At 42.9% G+C, this 21,534-nt stretch carries 20 protein-coding genes and 1 other annotated feature; of the genes, 6 read left to right on the forward strand and 14 right to left on the reverse strand.

Features of this window, described 5'->3' with window-relative positions; all coding sequences use genetic code 11:
* Positions 1 to 5: 5 nt before the first annotated feature.
* From mutS to IGJ45_RS14620, 8 genes are all read right to left on the reverse strand, one after another.
* On the reverse strand, positions 6 to 2,552 hold the full coding sequence (gene mutS / locus IGJ45_RS14585) for a DNA mismatch repair protein MutS (protein WP_060813256.1): 2,547 nt from the start codon (positions 2,550 to 2,552) through the stop codon (positions 6 to 8).
* Positions 2,536 to 2,922 (reverse strand): YlbF family regulator, encoded by a 387-nt coding sequence (locus tag IGJ45_RS14590; RefSeq protein WP_005470065.1) that lies wholly within the window; start codon positions 2,920 to 2,922, stop codon positions 2,536 to 2,538. The genes mutS and IGJ45_RS14590 overlap by 17 nt, the downstream gene beginning before the upstream one ends.
* A gap of 7 nt (positions 2,923 to 2,929) precedes the next feature.
* Positions 2,930 to 3,727 (reverse strand): TIGR00282 family metallophosphoesterase, encoded by a 798-nt coding sequence (locus IGJ45_RS14595; protein ID WP_003128088.1) that lies wholly within the window; start codon positions 3,725 to 3,727, stop codon positions 2,930 to 2,932.
* 194 nt (positions 3,728 to 3,921) lie between these two features.
* On the reverse strand, positions 3,922 to 5,127 hold the full coding sequence (pepT, locus tag IGJ45_RS14600) for a peptidase T (RefSeq protein WP_005470063.1): 1,206 nt from the start codon (positions 5,125 to 5,127) through the stop codon (positions 3,922 to 3,924).
* A 29-nt stretch (positions 5,128 to 5,156) separates the two neighbouring features.
* On the reverse strand, positions 5,157 to 5,579 hold the full coding sequence (gene mgsA / locus IGJ45_RS14605; RefSeq protein ID WP_003128085.1) for a methylglyoxal synthase: 423 nt from the start codon (positions 5,577 to 5,579) through the stop codon (positions 5,157 to 5,159).
* A 256-nt stretch (positions 5,580 to 5,835) separates the two neighbouring features.
* The gene (locus IGJ45_RS14610) at positions 5,836 to 6,612 is read right to left on the reverse strand and encodes a Cof-type HAD-IIB family hydrolase (RefSeq protein ID WP_003128084.1); all 777 of its coding nucleotides are present in this window, start codon (positions 6,610 to 6,612) and stop codon (positions 5,836 to 5,838) included.
* A gap of 227 nt (positions 6,613 to 6,839) precedes the next feature.
* Entirely contained in the window at positions 6,840 to 7,970 is a 1,131-nt protein-coding gene (locus tag IGJ45_RS14615) for a 5-methyltetrahydropteroyltriglutamate--homocysteine S-methyltransferase (protein ID WP_003128083.1), read from the reverse strand.
* 47 nt (positions 7,971 to 8,017) lie between these two features.
* Positions 8,018 to 8,275: a binding site (T-box leader), on the reverse strand.
* An 88-nt stretch (positions 8,276 to 8,363) separates the two neighbouring features.
* Positions 8,364 to 9,161 carry a formate/nitrite transporter family protein gene (locus IGJ45_RS14620; RefSeq protein ID WP_003128082.1) on the reverse strand — a complete coding sequence of 266 codons (798 nt, stop codon included), beginning with the start codon at positions 9,159 to 9,161 and terminating at the stop codon, positions 8,364 to 8,366.
* Positions 9,162 to 9,533: 372 nt separating this feature from the next.
* Between IGJ45_RS14620 and rpsD the strand changes: the two genes are divergently transcribed.
* On the forward strand, positions 9,534 to 10,145 hold the full coding sequence (rpsD, locus tag IGJ45_RS14625; RefSeq protein ID WP_003128081.1) for a 30S ribosomal protein S4: 612 nt from the start codon (positions 9,534 to 9,536) through the stop codon (positions 10,143 to 10,145).
* A 247-nt stretch (positions 10,146 to 10,392) separates the two neighbouring features.
* Here rpsD and spx read toward each other — a convergent pair whose 3' ends face one another.
* The 3 genes from spx to IGJ45_RS14640 form a co-directional block, all read right to left on the reverse strand.
* Positions 10,393 to 10,842 carry a transcriptional regulator Spx gene (gene spx, locus IGJ45_RS14630; RefSeq protein ID WP_003128079.1) on the reverse strand — a complete coding sequence of 150 codons (450 nt, stop codon included), beginning with the start codon at positions 10,840 to 10,842 and terminating at the stop codon, positions 10,393 to 10,395.
* A 35-nt stretch (positions 10,843 to 10,877) separates the two neighbouring features.
* Entirely contained in the window at positions 10,878 to 11,267 is a 390-nt protein-coding gene (locus tag IGJ45_RS14635) for an Asp23/Gls24 family envelope stress response protein (protein ID WP_003128077.1), read from the reverse strand.
* A 295-nt stretch (positions 11,268 to 11,562) separates the two neighbouring features.
* On the reverse strand, positions 11,563 to 12,924 hold the full coding sequence (locus IGJ45_RS14640; protein WP_172956408.1) for a citrate/2-methylcitrate synthase: 1,362 nt from the start codon (positions 12,922 to 12,924) through the stop codon (positions 11,563 to 11,565).
* Between the two features lie 186 nt (positions 12,925 to 13,110).
* Between IGJ45_RS14640 and acnA the strand changes: the two genes are divergently transcribed.
* The 4 genes from acnA to IGJ45_RS14660 all read left to right on the forward strand — a co-directional run bounded on the left by acnA (position 13,111) and on the right by IGJ45_RS14660 (position 18,623).
* Positions 13,111 to 15,810, forward strand: a complete 2,700-nt coding sequence (acnA, locus tag IGJ45_RS14645; RefSeq protein ID WP_005470052.1) for an aconitate hydratase AcnA — start codon at positions 13,111 to 13,113, stop codon at positions 15,808 to 15,810.
* A complete protein-coding gene (gene icd, locus IGJ45_RS14650) occupies positions 15,800 to 17,050 on the forward strand; it encodes an NADP-dependent isocitrate dehydrogenase (RefSeq protein WP_003128073.1) in 1,251 nt (416 codons plus the stop codon). Before acnA ends, icd begins: the two co-directional genes overlap by 11 nt.
* A gap of 138 nt (positions 17,051 to 17,188) precedes the next feature.
* Entirely contained in the window at positions 17,189 to 18,016 is an 828-nt protein-coding gene (locus IGJ45_RS14655; RefSeq protein WP_096710883.1) for a helix-turn-helix domain-containing protein, read from the forward strand.
* An 82-nt stretch (positions 18,017 to 18,098) separates the two neighbouring features.
* The gene (locus tag IGJ45_RS14660; protein WP_003128071.1) at positions 18,099 to 18,623 is read left to right on the forward strand and encodes a biotin transporter BioY; all 525 of its coding nucleotides are present in this window, start codon (positions 18,099 to 18,101) and stop codon (positions 18,621 to 18,623) included.
* 317 nt (positions 18,624 to 18,940) lie between these two features.
* On the opposite strand, the gene IGJ45_RS14665 is transcribed toward IGJ45_RS14660, so the two are convergent.
* From IGJ45_RS14665 to IGJ45_RS14675, 3 genes are read right to left on the reverse strand one after another with little or no spacing between them, the layout of a single operon-like run.
* Complete coding sequence (locus IGJ45_RS14665) at positions 18,941 to 19,831, reverse strand: metallophosphoesterase (RefSeq protein WP_096710882.1); 891 nt, start codon at positions 19,829 to 19,831, stop codon at positions 18,941 to 18,943.
* A 1-nt stretch (position 19,832) separates the two neighbouring features.
* Positions 19,833 to 20,216, reverse strand: a complete 384-nt coding sequence (locus tag IGJ45_RS14670; RefSeq protein WP_003128068.1) for an iron-sulfur cluster biosynthesis family protein — start codon at positions 20,214 to 20,216, stop codon at positions 19,833 to 19,835.
* 12 nt (positions 20,217 to 20,228) lie between these two features.
* The gene (locus IGJ45_RS14675) at positions 20,229 to 20,798 is read right to left on the reverse strand and encodes a GNAT family N-acetyltransferase (protein ID WP_021150613.1); all 570 of its coding nucleotides are present in this window, start codon (positions 20,796 to 20,798) and stop codon (positions 20,229 to 20,231) included.
* A 135-nt stretch (positions 20,799 to 20,933) separates the two neighbouring features.
* Here IGJ45_RS14675 and IGJ45_RS14680 point away from each other — a divergent pair, with 135 nt between their 5' ends.
* Entirely contained in the window at positions 20,934 to 21,386 is a 453-nt protein-coding gene (locus IGJ45_RS14680) for a YueI family protein (protein ID WP_041119905.1), read from the forward strand.
* The last annotated feature ends 148 nt before the right edge of the window (positions 21,387 to 21,534 follow it).

A 21,534-nucleotide genomic window follows, 5' to 3' on the forward strand; every position in this document is an offset into this window, starting at 1 on the left:
TCTTTCTAGATTCGTTTTTGCAATTCATAAAGCTTATTTAACGCATCCATTGGGGTCATTTCTAAGAGATTCAGTTTTTTCAACTGATCGATGACGCCAACTTCTTCTGTGGACACCTCGCTAAACAATGAAAGCTGTTGTGTTTCTTCTATCACAGGCTTTTCGATCGTTGGTTCATGTTCTTCCAGAGCTTTCAAGATCGTTGCCGCCCGTTGTAGTAATCCGCTAGGCAGTCCTGCAATTTTCGCCACATGGATTCCGTAGCTCTTGTCTGCCGGACCTTCCATCATTTTATGCAGGAAGACAACTTCACCGTCTTTTTCTACCGCTCCTACATGAATGTTCCGCAAACGCAGTAATTCTTCGTCCAATATGGTCAGTTCGTGATAATGGGTCGAAAAAAGGGTCTTCGCTTTGACTTCTTTATGGATATATTCAATGATGGCTTGAGCAAGTGCCATCCCATCATAGGTGGCTGTTCCACGCCCTAATTCATCGAATAGGATCAAACTGTTTGGTGTGGCATGACGCAACGCCTGATTGGCTTCCATCATCTCGACCATGAATGTACTTTGTCCAGCAATCAAGTCATCGCTGGCACCGATTCGGGTAAAGATGCGGTCAAAAATCGGCATTTCTGCTGATTGCGCAGGAACAAAACAACCGATTTGAGCCATAATCACTAACAGTGCCAATTGCCGCATATACGTACTCTTACCAGACATATTCGGTCCAGTGATCAGTAAAATATCGGTGTCTTCATGCATCACGATGCTATTAGGAATATATTCTTGGTGCCCCAGCACTTTTTCCACAACGGGATGACGCCCATCGATGATATTCAAGGAGCGCTCTTTTTTCAAAACTGGCCGTACATATTGATAGCGTTCAGCAATTGTCGCAAAACTTTGTAACACATCGACTGCACTAATGGCTTTGGCTAATTTCTGCAAGCGAAGGATACTTTTTTTCACTTCTTCTCGTACTTCCAAGAACAATTGGTATTCCAGATCCACCGATTTTTCTTCCGCTTCTAAAATCACTGTTTCCAGCTTCTTTAATTCAGGTGAAATAAAACGCTCCGCATTAGCAAGGGTCTGTTTTCGTTCATAACGGCCTTCTTCGAGACCAGCCAGATTGGCTTTGGTGATTTCGATGTAATAACCAAAAACACGGTTGAAGCCCACTTTTAAATTCTTGATGCCTGTTTCTTGGCGTTCTTTGGCTTCTAACTCAGCTAGCCACTGCTTGCCGTTGCGCATCGCTTCCCGATACTTGTCTAGTTGTTCGTGAAAGCCATCTTTGATGACATTTCCTTCAGTGATCTGCAGCGGTGCGTCTTCATCGATGGCGCTATCGATCAATGCCACTAACTCATCCAGTGGCTCCAATTCGATCAACAGGTCATTCCACTCTCCACGATTGATGCCTTTGATCAACTGGGCGATCAGAGGAACTTGCTGCAAAGAAGATTTCAGCTGCAGAAGATCCCGTCCATTGACATTGCCAAAGGCAACTCGCCCAACTAAGCGCTCCATGTCATATACTTTTGTCAGTGCGTCTTGTAAGTCTGCTCGTTCAAAAAAGCTGTCCAACAATGATTGAACCATTTCTTGACGTGCAAAGATCTTCTTTGGTTGGATCAAAGGACGATCCAACCACTGCTTCAATAAACGGGCACCCATTGCTGTTTTGGTTTCATCTAATAACCATAAGAGTGTTCCATGCTTTTTGCCAGTTCGAATGGATCGACTCAATTCGAGATTGAACTTTGAGTAATAGTCCATTTTCAAAGAATGATCTGGTTGATATTCTACTGCTTGCTGGATATGAGCCAAGCTGCGTTTTTGGGTGATTGCGAGATAACTCAATAATTTGCCAGTGACCGTCTTTTCATCTTCAGGCAATCCGCTAGTCAAAAAACGGAATTCAGCATTTTCTTCATATGTCTCTTGTTTTGAAAAAACAACACTCAAGCGAGTGGTCAACAGTTCTTTAAGGGAGTCAGGAACTTCGCTGCACAAAACGACTTCCTTGGTTTGTAAGGCAGCGGCCTCATTCAATACCGCGTCCTCGTCTTCTAAAAGCGCGGTCTTTAACTCGCCGGTACTCAAGTCTGCATAAGCAAAACTGTAACCTTGCGTCGTTTTCATCACAGCCGTCAAGAAGTTATTATCTTTGGCGGACAGCCCTTTGCTATCCATCACTGTCCCTGGAGTGATCAATTGAACGACTTCCCGTTTGACCATTCCTTTGGTGGTTTTGGGATCTTCGACTTGTTCACAGATGGCGACTTTATAGCCTTGTTCGATCAACGTATCAATGTAATTACTGGCGGCATGATAAGGGACTCCGCACATTGGGATCGGTTCTTCCGCATTTTTGTTGCGGCTTGTCAATGTCAGCTCCAAGATTTGTGCAGCTTTGATCGCATCTTCATTGAACAGTTCATAGAAATCTCCCAGACGATAGAACAAAAAAGCATCTTGGTATTGTGCCTTGATGCTTAAATATTGTTCCATCATAGGAGTGTTTTTAGTTTTTTGAGGCATGAGCATCTTCCTCCTCGATGGCTTTATTCACTTGCTTTTGGATTTCTGTTGTGACGTAGTGCAGCAATTCATCTGCTTCCTGAAGTGCCGCACGATAGGCGATCACGAGTGGATGCTGGTCATATTGTTGGGTCAACTCAGCCACTCGTCGCAAAGCATCCTTTTTTGCTTCCGGTTTATCATAATGTTCATACTGAACGATTTCTTTTTGGGTTTGCTTGATTGCTTCTTCTAACTCCAGCAGCTTTTGATTCTTTTGCGCCCGTTGTTGAATCCTTTGAAACTCTTGTACTACCGGGTGTTGTGCCAATAATTGCCGCAACGCAGCCAATTCTTGTGCTACTGCTGTTTCTTTTTCTAATGGGTCCATGATTCTCCTATTCTGTAAAAGGCCGGTCTTCGCTGATTTGGATTGGACGAATCGATTTGGCTTTTCCAGTTTGTTCATCGATCTCGATCAGACAAGCGGACAAAATACTGCGTCCGTTCTCGATCACTTCAAAGCGTTGCGGCAATGCCGTCAAGAATTTTTCGATGATAGGTTCTCGTTTCATCCCTAAAATCCCATCATAAGGACCAGTCATTCCTACATCTGACAAATAAGCCGTTCCTTGTGGCAAAATTCGGGCATCATTGGTTTGTACGTGGGTGTGTGTGCCGACGACTGCAGAAACTCGTCCGTCTAGATACCAGCCCATGGCTTGTTTCTCACTCGTTGTCTCACCATGAAAATCAACAAAGATAAATGGTGTACGCTTGCGGGCGATAGTCACCAACTCATCCATTTTACGAAAAGGGTCATCAATGTCGACCATGAAAGAGCGTGCTTGCATATTGATGACTGCTAATTCGATCGCATTGACTTTCACAAAGACCATTCCTGTACCAGGAGTCCCTTCTGGAAAATTTGCCGGACGAATCATTTTTTTTGCATCACCAATAAATTCAAAAATATCTCGATTATCCCATGTATGATTTCCTAGTGTGATCACATCGACGCCATCTTGAAGAAATTTCTTATAAATTTTCCCCGTGATCCCCCGACCCGCAGCTGCATTCTCGCCATTTGCGATCGTCACTTGCGGCCGATAGGCTTTCTTCAATTTTGGTAAATACTCTGTCAAGGTATTTCTCCCTAACGATCCAACCACATCTCCAATAAATAATACCCGCACACTTTTTCCTCTTCTCTTTTAACATCTTTCTTTATTATAAGTGTTTTTCTTGAGAAAAAAAAGAGCTATTCCATAACAGCAAACAACCTTAAACTACAGGAATTCCTTCCTACCGACTGCTCTTGTTGCTCTTCTAGGACCCTTTAGAAAATAAAACACTCTCCAAACAACGTTGGTCGTTTGGAGAGTCATCATTATTCAGCAACACGTTTCACGATCGCAACGATTAAGTCCCGCGCCTTTGCCATCGCTTCAACAGTGATAAATTCATATTGACCGTGGAAATTCTCGCCGCCGGTAAATAGATTAGGGGTTGGGATCCCTTTGTAAGTGATTTTGGACCCATCTGTGCCGCCGCGAAAAGGGGCTTCGATCGGTGTGATCCCTAAGTCTTTCATTGCTTGACGAGCAATGATAACACTTTGAGGATTTTCTTTGATTCGGTCGCCCATATTGTAGTATTGATCATACAGCTGATAGGTGATCCGCTCACCATAGTACTCATTCAACTTTTCAATGATCTGCACCATCTTCTCCTTGCGCTTTTGGAAAAGCGTTTGATCGTGATCACGAATGATGTAGGAGAGTTCTGCTTGCCCGATATGTCCAGAAAGATTGTGAAGTAAGTAAAAGCCTTGATAGTCTTTTGTTTTTTCCGGGACTTCTGCTTGCGGCAGTGCCGCATCGATCTGGTTGGCGATCTTTAATGCATTGACGAGACGACCATAAGCCGTCCCAGGATGGACGCTTGTTCCGTTGATTTGGATATCGATCCGCGCAGCATTAAAGGTTTCATACTCCATATGTCCCACACGACCACTGTCCATTGTATAAGCAAAAGCCACTGGGAAATCGGCTGGGTCAAACAGATCCGCCCCTTTCCCAATTTCTTCATCCGGACCAAAAGCGATCCAGACATCTCCCCGTTCTTGTGGATCAATCGTTTGTAAAATCCGCAATGCATCGATGATCTCAGCAATCCCGGCTTTATCGTCTGCACCTAGGAGCGTCGTTCCATCTGTAGTGATCAACGTCTCACCTATGTAGTCTTTGAGGTTAGGAAACTCAGCGACTGTCATCATGATCCCCAACGGCTCATTGAGGCAAACGTCTTTGCCATCATAATTTTCATGGATCTGGGGTTGGATGTTTTCGGCTGCAAAATCAGCGGTGTCTACATGTGCGATAAATCCGACAGCCGTTTTGTCCGGATTTCCTGCAAGACGTCCGATCACAAAGCTATTCTTTTCATGGTACAACACATCGTTAAGCCCCATAGACTGCAATTGATCCCGTAATAAAAGTGCCAGCTCAACTTGTCCAGGGGTAGTAGGAATTGTTTGGCTGCTTGCATCGGAACGGGTATTGATTTTGGCATAACGCAAAAAATCGGCGATCATTGGTTTGTCCTTCACTTTCGTCACTTCCTTCAAAAAGATAATGGTCGATGGTCCGTTTCATGGATGATCTGTCGGAAATCTGCAAATCCTGCATCTAATCCTCGGAGCAGCATTTCTGCTGTACCGATATTCGTAGCCAACGGGATTTCATAAACATCTGACAGACGGATCAATGCGGTCACATCCGGCTCATGTGGTTGCGCTGCCAATGGATCGCGCAAAAAAATCACCATATCCAACGCATCCTCCGAAATCATCGCCCCAATTTGTTGATCGCCTCCTAAAGGACCAGACTTATAGCGATGAACGGATAGTCCCGTAGCTTCTTGGATTCGTTTTCCTGTTGTTCCTGTGGCATATAATTGATGCTGTGCCAAGATTTCGCGATAAGCGGTGACCATCTTCACCATCAATTCTTTTTTGCGGTCATGGGCTATCAATGCTATTTTCATCTTCACTCCTCCTCTTTTTTCCATTGTACCAATACTTGCTGAAAAAAAGAAACTGTGCTCCCAAGAATAAGACATTGCCTAATCTTACACAGAGCTTCCATCATAGAATCAACCGGATCCCTTAGTAAAATAGGTAGGCTGCCACCTTAAGAAGGGGCACCGAAGGAAATCCTTCTGGCAATTTGCGGGGCTGATTTCTCTGATTTGGCTGTTGCAAAAAATTTCAGGTTTGTCTGTTTCTTAGGACACAGTTTGTTTAAATCAAGTCTAGTTCTTTCAATGCTTGCCAGATGCCATCCTCATCATTGCTGGCGGTGACTTTATCAGCAATCGCTTGAATCTCGGGAGCCGCGTTACCCATGGCCACGCCGACGCCGGCAGCTTGCAGCATTTCGCGATCATTTTGGCCATCGCCAAAACAAATCACATCTTTTTGTGAGATTCCTAGTTGGTGTGCCACCGAAAGAATCGTGGCTGCTTTTGAACCATCTTTTGGCACGACATCGACACTGTTTTCATGCCAGCGAACAAAACGTAATTTACTGTAGCGATCGTCAAAATAGTCTTCATACTCTTTCCCATAAAAAGCCAACGCTTGATAGACTTCTTTTTCTTCCGGAAAGTGCATGTCTAATTCAGGCAATTGTGCGCCAAAAGAGCGCATTGCTTCATCCATGATGCCAATATTTAAAGAAGAAGCTCGTTTAGCCGTATCCATTCCCACAAATGCGGTATCGATCCCTAACTCGTTTGCTTCAGCAACAAATGCTTTTAGCTGTTCTTCATCTAATAAATTTTTGTACACTTGTTGGTGTGCCAAAAATGCAGCAGCGCCATTGCATAAAATATAATTATCAAAAGCAAGGGAGCGGATGATGTCTTTCGCATGGAAACGACTGCGGCCTGTAGCAACTGTCACGAAATGCCCAGCATTTCGCAGCAACTCCAATGCTTCAATCGTACTTTCCAACGGTTGCTTGTTCGAATCCAGTAACGTGCCATCAATATCAAAAGCAAAGAATTTCCGATTCATATCCATAAAAAACTAAGACTCTCTTTCTGTAAGAAATAACAAGAATTTTTACTTTTGGATCATGTTCTCTCCAAAAAGCATACCCTATTCTTAACATAAAAAGCTGTCTATTTCAATAAGTGGCGGATCTTGGTGAATGACTCTTGCTTACCAATGAAGGTGGCTCATTTTTTGGGGAAACTGAAATATTTTCAACCACATGAAGTGTTTGCCTCAATCGTCTTTGTCTATTTGGCAGTGACTGGTTGAGTGCCCCAGACTTCATCTGCCACTTCAATGATCAGCTGCAATTTCTTCCATTGATCTTCTTCTGACAGAATGTTGCCCTCCTCTGTTGAAGCAAAGCCACACTGCGGACTCAAGCTCAAACGCTCTAAGGGCACGTATTGGCTGGCTTCTTTGATCCGGGCAATCAAGCTTTCTTTCTCTTCCAGAGCCCCATTTTTACTTGTGACTAGACCGAGAACAACTTTCTTTGTTTCTGGGACAAATCGCAATGGCTGGAAGTCCCCAGAGCGATCATCATCAAACTCCAAGAAAAAGGCTTCGACCGCTTCATGTCCCAACAGCGAATCCGCAACTGGCTCATAGCCTCCCGATGCCGCCCATGTCGAATGGTAATTGCCACGGCAAACATGGGTAGTCACGTGCAGGTCGTTAGGCAGATCCACCAATGCACTGTTATTCAACCGCAGATACAATTCTTGTAATTTTTGTGTATCATACTCATCGTTGGTCCTTGACTGCCAGTAATTTTTGTCCACCAGCATCCCCCACGTACAGTCATCCAATTTTAGATGACGACAGCCAAGATCATACAAGGCTAAAATGGTTTCACGATAGGCTTGCGCAATATCAGCAAGCAATACTTCCCGATCCGGATAGATAGCGTTCACTTTTTCTTCGTTGCTGCCTCGAACAAGTTCGACAAACAATTGAGCAGGCGCTGGGATACTCTGGCGAACAGGCACCCCATCTGCTTGAGCCGCGACAAAGCGATATTCCTCAAACACGGGATGTTCTGGATTGAATGCGACTTTCCCAGCTAATCGTGCAGAATCAGCACGGGTTTCTTCCCCATGGAACAAGTAGCCTTGATCCATCAAAATATGCTCTATTCCTTGAAATCCCCAGAAAAAATCCAAGTGCCAATAACTACGGCGAAATTCGCCATCGCTGACATATTTCAAGCCAACTTCTTTTTGTTTTGCGACTAACTCACTGATCGCCTGATCCTCAACTTCTTTTAACTCGGATCGAGTGATTTTTCCTTCAGCGAACGCTTCCCTTGCTTGCTTCAACTTCTCCGGACGCAAAAAACTTCCTACAATTTCATAATGATTGATCACTTGGCACATAGTTTCTCCTCCTTTTTTGGGTAAAAAAAAATCCTTAAGAGTTATCTCTTAAGGATGTAATAAATTTACATGGTACCACCTTAGTTTGCATCCGACTTACGAAGAATGCCTCTACTCCAATGCGACGCTGTTGCGTGATATTGGGGTCTCAGTAACGGGGACATCCGTGCGCTTCTAAAACTTGCGTTCTCGAAACACCCACTCAAAAGCCATTTTCAGATTCGTTTTCTTTCACCCTTTTTCAGCTGTCGGGGCTCTCTGTTAGAAATTCCACAGAATCTTACTTTCTTTTTCTACGTGTTTACTTATTGATTTTTAACAAGGATAGCAGAATGATTTTAGTGTGTCAATATTGATTTTAAAAAAAAGAAGCATTGCTGCTTCTTTCTTCGTTTAATCCACATAAGTTGATTTTGATTGATTGAGCCATGCATAGCCCAGACCCATGATCAAGCCGCCACCGATATAGTTCCCGATAAAGGCAAAGACAAGATTGTGAATCACGCTGCCGACAGTCATACCAGCTAAGTGGCCGCCAGATGCCCAGAAAGCTAACGTAAACGCTGGGAAGTTAGCGATGACGTGTTCATAGCCTAAGAAGGCAAAGATAAAGATAATGAAAATAATCGCAGCTACTTTCCCTGCATCATCTTTCATCCGCATACTTACTAAAACAGCTGTATTAACGACAATGTTTGCGAACATTGCTTCGACGACGATTTGGAGTGTCGGCTTATCAAGTTTTGCGGTAATGGAAGTCAATAAGAAATTATCCGCAGGCAACCCTTGAAAAGGTCCAGTCAAAGAAATAATTGATCCAAAAATCAAACCACCGACTAAATTGAAGAGCACACAAGTGAACAAAATCTTCAATGCCAAAGGAACACTCAATCGTTTGCGATAAACACCGACGGTCATATACAACATATTTGATGTGCCTAATTCTGCGTTCATATATAAGATCATGACAAGGGACCAACTAAACATAAATGCATACAACATTTTTCCTAGTCCATGTGCAATGTCCTCACCTTTCATAGCAATCGCAAAGGCAATCGCTGTTCCTAGCGTCAAGAAAAGACATGCCATCATGGCCCGTACAGCATAGCGTAAATAACTGCTTTTGATCAAATCGACCTTCTTTTCAATGGAAGAATCAATTTTTTCAAATAATGGGGATACTGGATTCATTTTTCTGCTCCTTTTTATGGGTATGATAATTGAGTTCGTTATAAAGTACACAATACCTTCACATTTTAATAACCAAACGCCTATTTGTAAAGTGTTTTCTGAAAAACGTTACTTTTTATATGAAATTTTCATCACATTTTCATTGCAATTGAATTCAATCATACCTTGACTTTTCCTCTTATTTTATCGTATACTGTTCCTTGTGTAAAATAATGCAGCAGGGAAATAACAGCTCGTCACCAGTTCGTTGCCTAAAAGGTTCAATTGCGTAACCGCGGCTGCAAAGGTGAAGATTGAAGAACGAACTGCACGGATGTGAATTTTTCAACGGATTATTTTACTCCAAACTATATTTATTGGAGGAACTAAATTATGTCTCGTTATACAGGACCATCATGGAAAATTTCTCGTCGTTTAGGAATTTCTCTTTCAGAAACTGGTAAAGAATTGGCACGTCGTCCTTACGCTCCAGGACAACACGGACCAAACAGCCGTGGCAAAAAATCAGAATACGGTATGCAATTGACTGAAAAACAAAAACTTCGTCATATGTATGGCATGAACGAACGTCAATTCCGTACATTGTTTATCAAAGCAAGCAAAATCAAAGAAGGTAAACACGGTGTTAACTTCATGATCTTGTTAGAACAACGTTTGGATAACGTCGTTTACCGTTTAGGTCTTGCAACTACTCGTCGTCAAGCACGTCAATTAGTAAACCATGGCCACATTTTAGTAGATGGCAAACGTGTAGATATCCCTTCTTACCATGTTGAAGTTGGTCAAGTGATCAGCGTTCGTGAAAAATCACAAAACATCTCAACAATCAAAGAAGCAATCGAAGCAACTACTGGTCGTACAGCATTTGTAAGCTTTGATGATGAAAAATTAGAAGGTTCATTGACTCGTTTACCAGAACGCGATGAATTGACTGCAGAAGTTGACGAAGCACTAGTCGTTGAATTCTACAACCAAAAACTATAAGAATTTTCACCAGAAGCTGCGACAGAAATCTTGTCACAGCTTCTTTTTTTATAAATTGTTAGAAATAACTTCTTCGGAAAGAAGTCAAAATTTCACAGAAATCCGACAAGCAATTTTCGAACTCTCCTTTTCATCTCTCTTGAAGCAGACTACTTCTGACATGACCTCTTTTTTGAGAAATCAAAAAAACTGTGCTGGTTTCCCGAAGGAAATACCACACAGTTCGCGATTAATCGGCAGGTCGACTTCAAATAATATTGACGACGGACTCTCCGGATGAATTTTTTTGATGATAGTTGAACAACAGCAAATCTTTCTGACGCTTTTTAAAGATTACTTTCCGAATATTGCGTGGCACAAATTTGCGGATATCATCTTCATTATATCCTACTTGCAGTTTGTCGCCATCAACAATGATGGGACGTTTCAATAAATTCGGGTATTGCTCAATCAACGCTAATAATTCTTCTAATTTCAAGTCATCCAAATCAATGGCTAATTTTTGATACACTTTTGAACGTGTTGAGATAATATCTTCTGTCCCGTTTTTTGTCAAAGAAAGAATTTCCAGTAGTTCATCACTATTTAATGGATCGCTAAAAATGTTTCTTTCTTTGAAGGGTAGTTCATTTTCGGTCAACCAAGCCCGCGCTTTGCGACATGATGTACAGCTAGGCGTTGTGTATAGTGAAATCATTGATCATTCTTCCTTTCTGATTTTTCTGCGGATTCTTATTGATTATCTGTGATTTTTTCGATCGTTTCTTGTTTGACGACATCCACGATGCGAATGTTGATTTCTTTGACTTCTAAAGCAGTCAACCGACTAACTTCTTGCAAAACAATTTCTTGGATCTGAGCAAACAACCGGGGAATATCCTTCCCGTAGGCAACAATAACTTCCAAATCAATTGCTACTTGTTCTTTGCCAACTTCCACTTCGATCCCCGATGTCACATTGCTCTGGTCGGCCAAATCTTCCGTCATACTTGAAAAAAATTTTCCATCTGCACTGATTAAGCCATCAATTGACGCCAAGGCTACACCTACGATCGTCTGCAAGACTTTCTCCTCAAAGGTAAGCGAAGCAGTCTCTACATTTGCCGCTTGTTCATTTTCCATTTTTCACACTCCTTGTTTGCATTTCTGAAAAAAGAACGTTTTTTTTAGTAACAGATCCACCAAAACCAACAACCTTTTGCGGTTATCTGCCACCATAGGTAAAAATACCCTCCTCTATTAGCATAGAAGTTTTTTGTTTTTTTTACAAAGAAAAACACTTGTTACCGGATACTTTTTTTGCAAATTACCGAAATAAGGTACGTTTTTTTAATATAAAAAAGCGATTCCAGAAAATATTTTCCTCGATCGCTTCTTATATTTTATCTGATTTATCTAAAAAGATTCTTCCTCAATCCTACCGCTCATTCAACCTTGTATAGCTCCGGTCAGAAGACACTTCCTTATAAGCTGGTCGCATGATTTTTTGGGCATTGACTAATTCTTCGATTCGATGAGCAGACCAGCCGACGATTCGCGCAATCGCAAACATCGGTGTGTAAAGTTCTTCTGGCAAGTCTAACATTTTATAAACAAAGCCGCTGAAAAAATCAATGTTCGCACTGACGCCTTTATACATTTTTCGTTTTTGAGCAATCACTTCTGGAGCGATTCGTTCAACAGTTGTGTAAAGTTGATATTCTTGCCAAGCGCCGATGCCTTTCTCTTGTGCGAGTTTGGCTACATAATTTTTAAAAATTGCCGCTCGAGGATCATTGTCACTGTAGACAGCATGTCCCATACCATAGATCAAGCCCTTGCGATCAAAAGCTTCTTTATCCAAAACTGCTTCTAAATAACGACGAACTGCAGCTTCATCTGTTGTATCAGCAATCTGGCGTTTCAGATCACTCATCATCTCCGTCACTTTGATATTGGCTCCACCGTGTTTAGGCCCTTTTAGCGATCCTAATGCGGCTGCGATCGTCGAATAAGTATCGGTACCGCTAGAAGTAACTACCCGAGTAGTAAAGGTCGAGTTGTTTCCGCCCCCATGTTCCATATGAAGCACCAGCGCCATATCCAAGGTTTGAGCTTCTTGAAAACTATAGGCTTTATTAGGACGCAGCATGGTCAAAATCGTTTCTGCCGTGCTTAATTCCTCCGAAGGGCGATGAATATACATACTTCCCTCTTGATTGTAGTGATTATAGGCGTGGTAAGCGTAGATCGCCAGCAGTGGAAAGACACTGATCAGCATCAAACTTTGCTCTAATACATTCTCAATACTGACATCATCGGCTTGCGGATCATAACTGGCTAATGTCAAAATACTGCGAGATAAACTATTCATGATATCCGCAGAAGGTGCTTTCATGATCACGTCACGAACAAAATTGGTTGGAAGCGTACGTTTATCCGCCAATAACTGACGAAATCCCTGCAATTCAGATAACTTTGGCAGCTCGCCAAAAAGTAATAAATATGCAATCTCTTCAAAACCAAACCGATTTTCTTCAACGAATCCTGCAACCAATTCATTGATATCGATTCCTCGATAACGTAATTCCCCACAAGCCTCGAGGGGCTTCCCCGCCACGATTTTTTCTGGATAAATGGTAGAAATGGTTGTTAAGCCGGCTAAGACACCTTTTCCATCTAAATCTCTCAGTCCACGTTTTACGTCATACTCTGAATAAAGATTCATATCGATTTGATTGTGTTTCTGACACAATGATGAAAGATATACGATATTCTTTTCTTTTTCTAATTTTTCCACAGCCATGTTACCTCCTAACATCCTTACGTAAACATGCTACTAACTTCATTTGATTCAAAAAATAAAAACTTTTAAACATTATAGCACGATGTTTATAAAATGAAATATTTTTCATAATTTTAATTGATTTTTCTTTTTATAAACGTATAATTATTCCTAATAGATTGATATTTAAGGAGGATGCTTATGAATTGGCACACAAACCTGATCGTGAATGATCAGCGCTATACGTTTATTGATTTAGCAAAGGTCGCGGCTGACTTTAACGCTGAATTAAAAAGATTGCCTTACTCGATTCGCGTGTTACTAGAAAGTGTCGCCCGTCACCAAGATGAAGAGATCACTGCTGTTTACTTGGATTATTTGGTCAATTGGAACGCTGAACAGCCCACAGGCGTCGTACCTTTCAAACCCGAACGTGTCGTTTTGCAAGACTTCACTGGTGTTCCAGCGGTCGTAGACCTTGCTGCGATGCGAGACGCAATCGTTGCCTTAGGCGGGAATGCAGATACAATCAATCCTGAGATTCCCGTGACTTTGGTTGTCGATCATTCCGTCCAAGTCGATTGTGCAGGGACTCCGGAAGCAGTGGCTTTCAATACGGCGCGTGAATTTGAACGAAACCAAGAGCGCTACCAATTCTTGAAGTGGGCTCAGGGTTCATTTGACAATTTTGAAGTCGTCCCTCCAGAGACCGGTATCATCCATCAAGTAAATATTGAATCACTTTCTGATGTGATTTTGGAAAAAAAAATTGCTGGCGAGCCGTTTCTTTTTCCGGATACATTGCAAGGAACAGATTCCCATACAACGATGATCAATGGTCTCGGTGTATTGGGCTGGGGCGTTGGCGGTATCGAGGCAGAAGCAGCGATTTTGGGCGAGCCGTCATTTTTCCCGACTCCAGAAGTTATCGGTGTCTGTTTTGTGAACGAAATGCCTGCCGGTACGACCGCAACTGATTTGGCGTTGACTGTTACTGAAGTCTTGCGAAAGGAGCAAGTGGTAGGAAAATTTGTTGAATATTTCGGAACCGGTTACCAACGGTTAAGTTTAGCTGACCGTGCGACCCTTGCCAATATGGCACCAGAATATGGCGCCACTTGCGGTTTTTGTCCAATTGATGAAGAGACCCTCAACTATTTAGCTACTACGGGACGAACACCCGAATTGATCCATAAGGTTGCTGCCTACACAAAAGCCAATCATCTCTTTTATGATGCGACGGAGATACCAGACTACACCAAAACGGTCACCATCGATCTAGCCAAGATCCAGCCCGCATTGGCAGGACCAAAACGACCACAGGACCGTATCTTATTACCGGAAGTTGGCACTGATTTCGATCGTTCCCTCACGGCTGACATCGGACCAAAAGGCTTCGGTCTTTCGGAGAAGGAATGGCAAAAAAGCAGCCAAGTTAACTGGCCAAACGAGCCTTCCGAAACATTGCAGACAGGAGATATCGTACTTGCAGCTATCACTAGCTGTACGAATACGAGCAATCCCTTCGTCATGCTCTCTGCGGGATTGTTAGCAAAAAAGGCGGTAGAAAAAGGATTGACCGTGCCAAAATCGGTCAAGACTTCCTTGGCCCCTGGTTCCCAGATCGTAACCACCTATTTGACTGCCAGTGGATTATTGCCTTATCTTGAACAATTAGGCTTTTATTTAGTTGGATACGGCTGTACGACTTGTATCGGCAACTCCGGTCCATTAGAAGCACCCGTAGCAGAAGCAATCGAAAACGAAAATTTACTGGTCGCTTCTGTTTTATCTGGAAACCGCAACTTTGAAGGTCGGATCCATCCACAGATCAAAGCCAATTATTTAGCTTCTCCTCCGTTAGTCGTCGCCTATGCCATTGCTGGAACCATCCGGAAAGATTTGACGAAGGAGCCTCTAGGCGTCGTAGCAGGACAAGAAATTTATCTGACGGATATCTGGCCAAGTAACGAAGAAGTCAATGAATATATTCAAGCTTTTGTTGGACCAGAAGCGTTTCGTGCAGCTTATGCGCATCTATTCGACGCCAATGAGCGTTGGAACCGTATCGATACAACTGCCAGTGATTGTTATGCTTGGGAGGACACATCAACATATATTGCCCACCCACCCTATTTTGATTCCTTGACCAAAGAATTACCTATCCAAACAAGTTTGTCTGATTTGAAAGTGTTAGCCAAATTGGGGGATTCTGTTACGACAGACCATATTTCTCCCGCTGGTAGCATTGGATTAGATTCTCCCGCCGGCAGGTTTTTGCAAACCAAAGCTGTTCCTTACCGTGAGTTCAACTCTTTTGGTTCACGGCGAGGCAATCATCACATCATGATGCGGGGAACTTTCGGCAACATTCGTTTACAGAATCAGCTGGTTCCTGGAAGTACTGGCGGGATCACCCATTATTTTCCTACAGGGGAAACGATGTCAATCTATGACGCTGCCATGAATTATCAGAAAAACGAACAGTCTTGCATTATTTTAGCTGGTAAAGATTATGGGATGGGTTCTTCCCGAGATTGGGCAGCTAAAGGGACCCAACTTTTAGGCGTCAAAGTAGTCTTGGCAGAAAGTTTCGAACGGATTCATCGCAGCAATTTGGTCATGATGGGTGTGATTCCTCTAGAATATCTTGCTGGGCAAACTGCCGCTTCCTTGGGATTGGATGGCTCTGAATCCTTCTTTATCCAACTGCCCGAAGAACCGCAGGTCAATCAGCAGATTGATGTGACAGCCAAACGTACAGATGAAACAATGATCACCTTTCCGACTCGGCTGCGTTTCGATGCACCAGCAGATATCCGTTACTGGAAACATCAAGGAATCTTACCAATGGTCATTCGCAAAAAAATAGAAGCAGGAGGAACTAGCAATGCATTCTGAAGCGTCCTTATCTAACACTGTTCTCACAATTCCTTATATCAGTGGTGACGGCATTGGTCCAGAAATTTGGCAAGCAGCGCAACCTGTGATTGATGCGGCCGTAAAACAAGCGTATGGTCCCAAAAGAAGGATCCACTGGCAAGAAGTTTTAGCTGGTGAAAAAGCATTTAGACAAACCGGCGAATGGTTGCCGCAGTCGACTCTTACCACTATCCAAGAGGCTAAAATCGCATTGAAGGGACCATTGACCACACCAGTTGGCAAAGGATTCCGATCCCTCAATGTCACATTGCGCCAAACATTAGACCTCTATGCTTGTGTTCGGCCCGTTCGATACTTTGCCGGGGTACCTTCTCCTTTGAAGCATCCGGAAAAGACGAATATGGTGATTTTCCGTGAAAATACAGAAGATGTTTACGCAGGAATCGAATTTGCAAAAAATGATCCCCTCACGAAACAATTAATTGAGGTGCTGCAAACACAATTCAGTGTCAAAAACATTCGCTTTCCAGAAAGCAGCGCCATCGGGATCAAACCGATCTCAAAAGAGGGCAGTCAGCGGTTGATCAGCGGAGCGATCGAGTATGCTATCGCACACCACTTGCCGTCTGTCACCCTTGTTCATAAAGGGAACATCATGAAATTTACCGAAGGCGGCTTCAAAAATTGGGGCTATCAATTAGCGGAAACGAATTATGCCGATCAGTGCTTCACGATGAACCAATGGGCAACAATTAAATCTGAGCAGAATATTGAAGCGGCTCAAGCAGCACTTGCTGCTGCACAACAAGCCGGAAAAGTCATTATCAATGATGTGATCGCAGATAATTTCCTGCAACAGATTCTTTTGTACCCAGAAAAATTTTCAGTGATCGCAACTTGCAATCTCAATGGCGACTATCTTTCCGACGCATTAGCCGCTCAAGTCGGCGGAATTGGGATCGCTCCAGGTGCAAATATCAATTATGTAAGTGGTGCCGCAATCTTTGAAGCAACCCACGGTACTGCCCCCGATATCGTTGACACAGGAAAAGCCAATCCCTGCTCGTTGTTGCTCTCTGCTTGTATGCTCTTGGAATATATCCAGTGGGATGAAGCAGCAGTTCTTATTACCACAGCCATCGAGACAGCAATCAAGGAAAAGAAAGTCACAACTGACTTTGCGGCAGCTATGACTGACGCGCATTGTTTGTCTACCAAAGCGTTCGGTGACTATCTGGTCACATTGATCACTCCATAATCATTCACCGCTCTCGTTGACTTGTCATTTTAGACAACTCAACGAGGGCTTGAATTTTTTTGAGACAACTCAACGAAGGCTTGATTGTATTTCAGTTGCTAGTTCCCCTATACTGGAGACACGAAAGGAGGAGTTCACATGAATGAATTCAACATACGGCAAATCGGCCAACGGATTGCCAGCAAACGTCGAGAACTAAATATGACTCAAAGCAACTTAGCAGATCAATTATTGGTCAGTTATCAAGCTATCAGCAATTGGGAGCGAGGCAATACATTGCCTGACATCGAAAAATTGTCCCAGCTAGCAACAATTTTGCAGTTATCCATTGACGAACTATTAGGAAATAGCGGAGTTGCAGTAATGCATTACCACGAGGGAGTCGCCGATTCTCAGGAAATCACCACGTTGGCGCCGATCATTAAACCTAAAGAATTGGCAGCTGCGACTCAAGCCCAGCCTTTTGAACTTGAGTTAGTGGAGCAATTGGCACCTTTTTTGAGCAGTGAAGAATTATTTGCTTTATTGAAACCTATAACAGAACCGCTGACCGAAGAAGCACTAGAAGAATTTTTACCTTTTTTAGAGACAGATCATTTGGAACAATTGATGAAAGAGGACTATACTTTCGCTTTTCTGGAAGAAGCAGCGCCCTACTTATCTGCCACTTTCTTAGCCCAAAAAGTTGAGCAGTCTGTCTCAAACTCGCTGTCTTTGTACGAGTTGGAAGATATTGCCCCTTTTCTCGAAAAGCAAGATCTAGGACGCATTCTTCAAAAGATCCTGGCAGCGTCAGAGAATCCGGAGCAACGGTTGTCAGAGCTTGAAGACCTGCTACCTTTTCTCGATGAATCTACGTTAGTAACGCTTGTCGGATACTTTCCTGTACCCTCTGAGGTTTTTGAACTGTTTACCCCTTTTTTGGCTACAGAAACTTTGTTGCAAGCGTTGCGAAAAAAACGTTGATTTACTCTTTACTTTTCGTTAACCAAGATTTATAATTTCGTTAACCAACTATTGGATTATGTGTTAACGAAAGAAGGATACTATGAAACTACCATTGCGAGAACAAATCTATGCTGCTTTTTTTGCCATCATTATTGCTGGGCTGTCTCAACTAACCATCCCATTAGGATTGATTCCTCTGACAGGCCAAACCTTTGCTGTCGGCTTGGCGGTAACCTTTCTAGGAATGCGCACAGGGACCATGTCGATCCTTATTTACTTATTGCTGGGGTTGATCGGATTACCAGTTTTTGCCGGCGGAGCAAGTGGCATCGGCGTCTTATTCGGACCTACAGGCGGCTATCTGATTGGTTTTATCTTTAATGGACTCTTGACGGGGAAACTTTTGGAAACAGGCCGCGCCGGATATGTGAGAGGGATGTTAGCGAATATCGCTGGTGCATTAGCAACATTGTTTTTTGGTACCTTATGGTTAAAATGGAGCACCGCTATGTCTTGGACTGCTGCCATCAATGGCGGTTTTGTTCTCTTCCTTCTGCCCGGTGTGATCAAAGCCATTGCTGCGGCTTATTTAGGGATTTTCTTGCGGAAAAGATTGCAGCGGTAAAAAAAGAGAAAGTAGCAAACGTGGACTGCTTCAAGCAATAAAAAGGAATTGCCGAAAATTGCTGCTTTATTTTTTTGAAATTTCTGCTTATTTCCGAAGAAGCTACTGTTAGTCGTTTATTCGAAAAAAAGAGGGACTGTGCCATAAGTCATCATCCAACAAGTTAAACCGAATAATAGTCTGTTGCTAGGATAGATTCCTCTGACTTTTGCGACGAGGAGTCCCTGCACCGCAGGAGCAATAATCATTAATGTTCGGATAGTTTTACTTGTAGGAGACTTATGACACAGTCCCGCACGCTTTTATCTCGTAGCGAATCAATAGTTGATCCATGTGATTGCTTGCTGGAGCTCTGCTCTTAAATGGGCTGCTTTGTATTGATTGAACGCTGCTTGATTAGTTCGCAAAAGTCCCCGTAGCTTTGTTGGCTGAAAATTTTCTGTCAACTGATTTTCCAGAACAAATCGTCGGGTCAATTGCCATTCATAGTAATAGCCCAAAGGACGACAGCTATAAATCGTCTGTCCAATCACTTGATCTTCAAACCGACGATGGGTATGACCAAAGACTACTTGACGCACATTGTCCGCCTCATCAATAACTGCCCCAAATTCTGGTGAACCTAGAAACGCGTTCAAATGATTCCAACGAACATACTTCCCCGTTTGTTTGACGATAAAGGTTGCTTTCGGAACAAAATGAGTCGTTACGATGACTTCTTTATCTTGAGGGAGCCCTCGCAATGTTTGACGCAGTCTTTCATTGATCTGATGACTGATTTCCGGATCGGTTCCTGTCCGCTGAATCATACGATCATACCAAAAGAGGCGCTTGAGACGAAGGATCTCTTCTGTGCTTTGCAAGTCAGAATAGCCGTAGTCATACCAGCCATTGACACCTAACAAGAGTGTTTTTTCCGATAAAGCGACTGTTTGAAAGTTCAAGAAAGCTGGATCAGGATAGGTTTCGATCAATGATTCTGATAAATCAGCCATTTCATGATTGCCCCAATGAAAGGTAGTAGGCAGCTGTCTTTGAAAGAAATCAATGACGGTCATCGCTGCTGTCTCTTTGTTTGCAATATCTCCAGCTAGATGCAAGTGCGTCGCTTGATTGGCGTCTAGCAATTCGGCTATCAGCTGCAAGTCTGTTGCACTGAAATGATTGATATCGACATGCAAATCGCTGATAACGGCTAATTTCCCCATATCAGTTTCCTGCCACCTTTTTGTCCATGCGCAACAGTTGAACGTTAGATGCCAGCAGACCGCTGTCACTAGTCAACTGCAAGCGCTGATAGTCAGGATCGACCACCAAGCGTGTCCGCTCTTCTAAATACATTGCTGCGCCTTGTTTTAACCAAACTGTTCCAATTGCTGTATCCAGCTTCGTATCATAGATAGACAATCCTTCTTCTGGATAATCTGCTGGTACGAGGATCAAGCGAAAACTAATATCTAACCGGCAAGAGATCGCCGTAGCCGGAAAAGGTCCCACACCATCTTCAAAATCTAGATAAATTCGATCTCCCTCCTGTTTGACTTCTGAGATTTTTGCTACTGCTGCTGCATCCATATCAATCGTTATTTCCATAGCGATTCTCCTTTACATGATTCGTTTTTGCCACTCGTCTCGGGTAATTCCCCGCATCACTTCGTCCACTACTTGCCCACGAAATCTTCGCGCAGCCGGAATCTGTGCTTCCACTTTCATGCCAATTTTTTCCATCACGCGACCAGATCGATGATTTCGCTGATCGTGCAGTGCATAAATACGAACAAGCGCTAATTTTTCAAAACCCAAAGACAAAAGCATCCGAGCAGCTTCCGGTACGATCCCTTGCCCCCAGAAAGCTTTATTCAAGGTATAGCCTAGTTCTGCCACTTCCTTTAGCGGGTCCACCCGCAAGTCGATCGTTCCGATCATATTGCCACTCATTTTCTCTTCAATAGCAAATTTACCTAATGGCGCCGCTAAAAAATACGTTGCAATGGCGATTTTTGTATCCACAAGTGATTGATGCCTCGGAAAAACAAACTCCGTCGTTTCTTCATCACTTGCGTATTCGAATAAATCATTGGCATCTGCCATCGTCACAGGACGCAACCATAATCGTGGTGTCTCGATTCGTTGATTTTCTGCTAAAATCAATAAGTGGTTCTTTTGGATTTCCATGTTTTCACCAGCTTTCTTTCTGATCTTTTTTAGTCTTTCTTATGACCTCACTGAAATAGCTAAATGTTTCTAATAATCGACGCTCCCTTTTTTGTGCTATAATATAAAGCAAGAAAACGCTTAGGAGGATTTTCAATGTCCGATGAATTGGAGAAACGCCTAGATACAGGAATGTACGGGACACCTCGTGTTAATCCAGATGAACAAAGAAAATACTTGGGAACGTTTCGTGAACGTTGTTATCTAAGTATGACGGTAGCAGAAATGAAGAAAAAGGACAACCAAGAAACGTTACAGTCGGTTCTCCCTAACTATCAAGGGGCACTGATCTTGATCAACGGAAAATTGCCCGAAACGCTTCAGACGACCTTTATTTCATTGATTACGAAACAACAGCTCGATTTTCGAGTGGTGACTGACGCCCAGACTGCTGATCCTGACAGTATCGGTTTACTGATCGTTGCCAATGAGGCAGTGAATGAAGAGGTAATCGATATCGAAGAAAAGTATCCTCAAAAGACAAAATCATCTTCCGAAGAAGATCCCATCAAAGAAAAAAAACCATTCTGGGAACGATTCTTCCGCTAAACAAACCAACGGATCAATTACTAGTGATCCTTCACTAGTACGAACAGCAAAAGAAGTTGTATTAGAAATGGTCAGCTTTAAGATATTTCGGCTTATTTCCGAAGAAGCTACTTCTAACCATTTATTCTAAAAAAAGGAACAGTGACAA

It is taken from the genome of Enterococcus sp. DIV0574, assembly GCF_051711125.1.
Lineage (GTDB): Bacteria > Bacillota > Bacilli > Lactobacillales > Enterococcaceae > Enterococcus_D > Enterococcus_D gallinarum.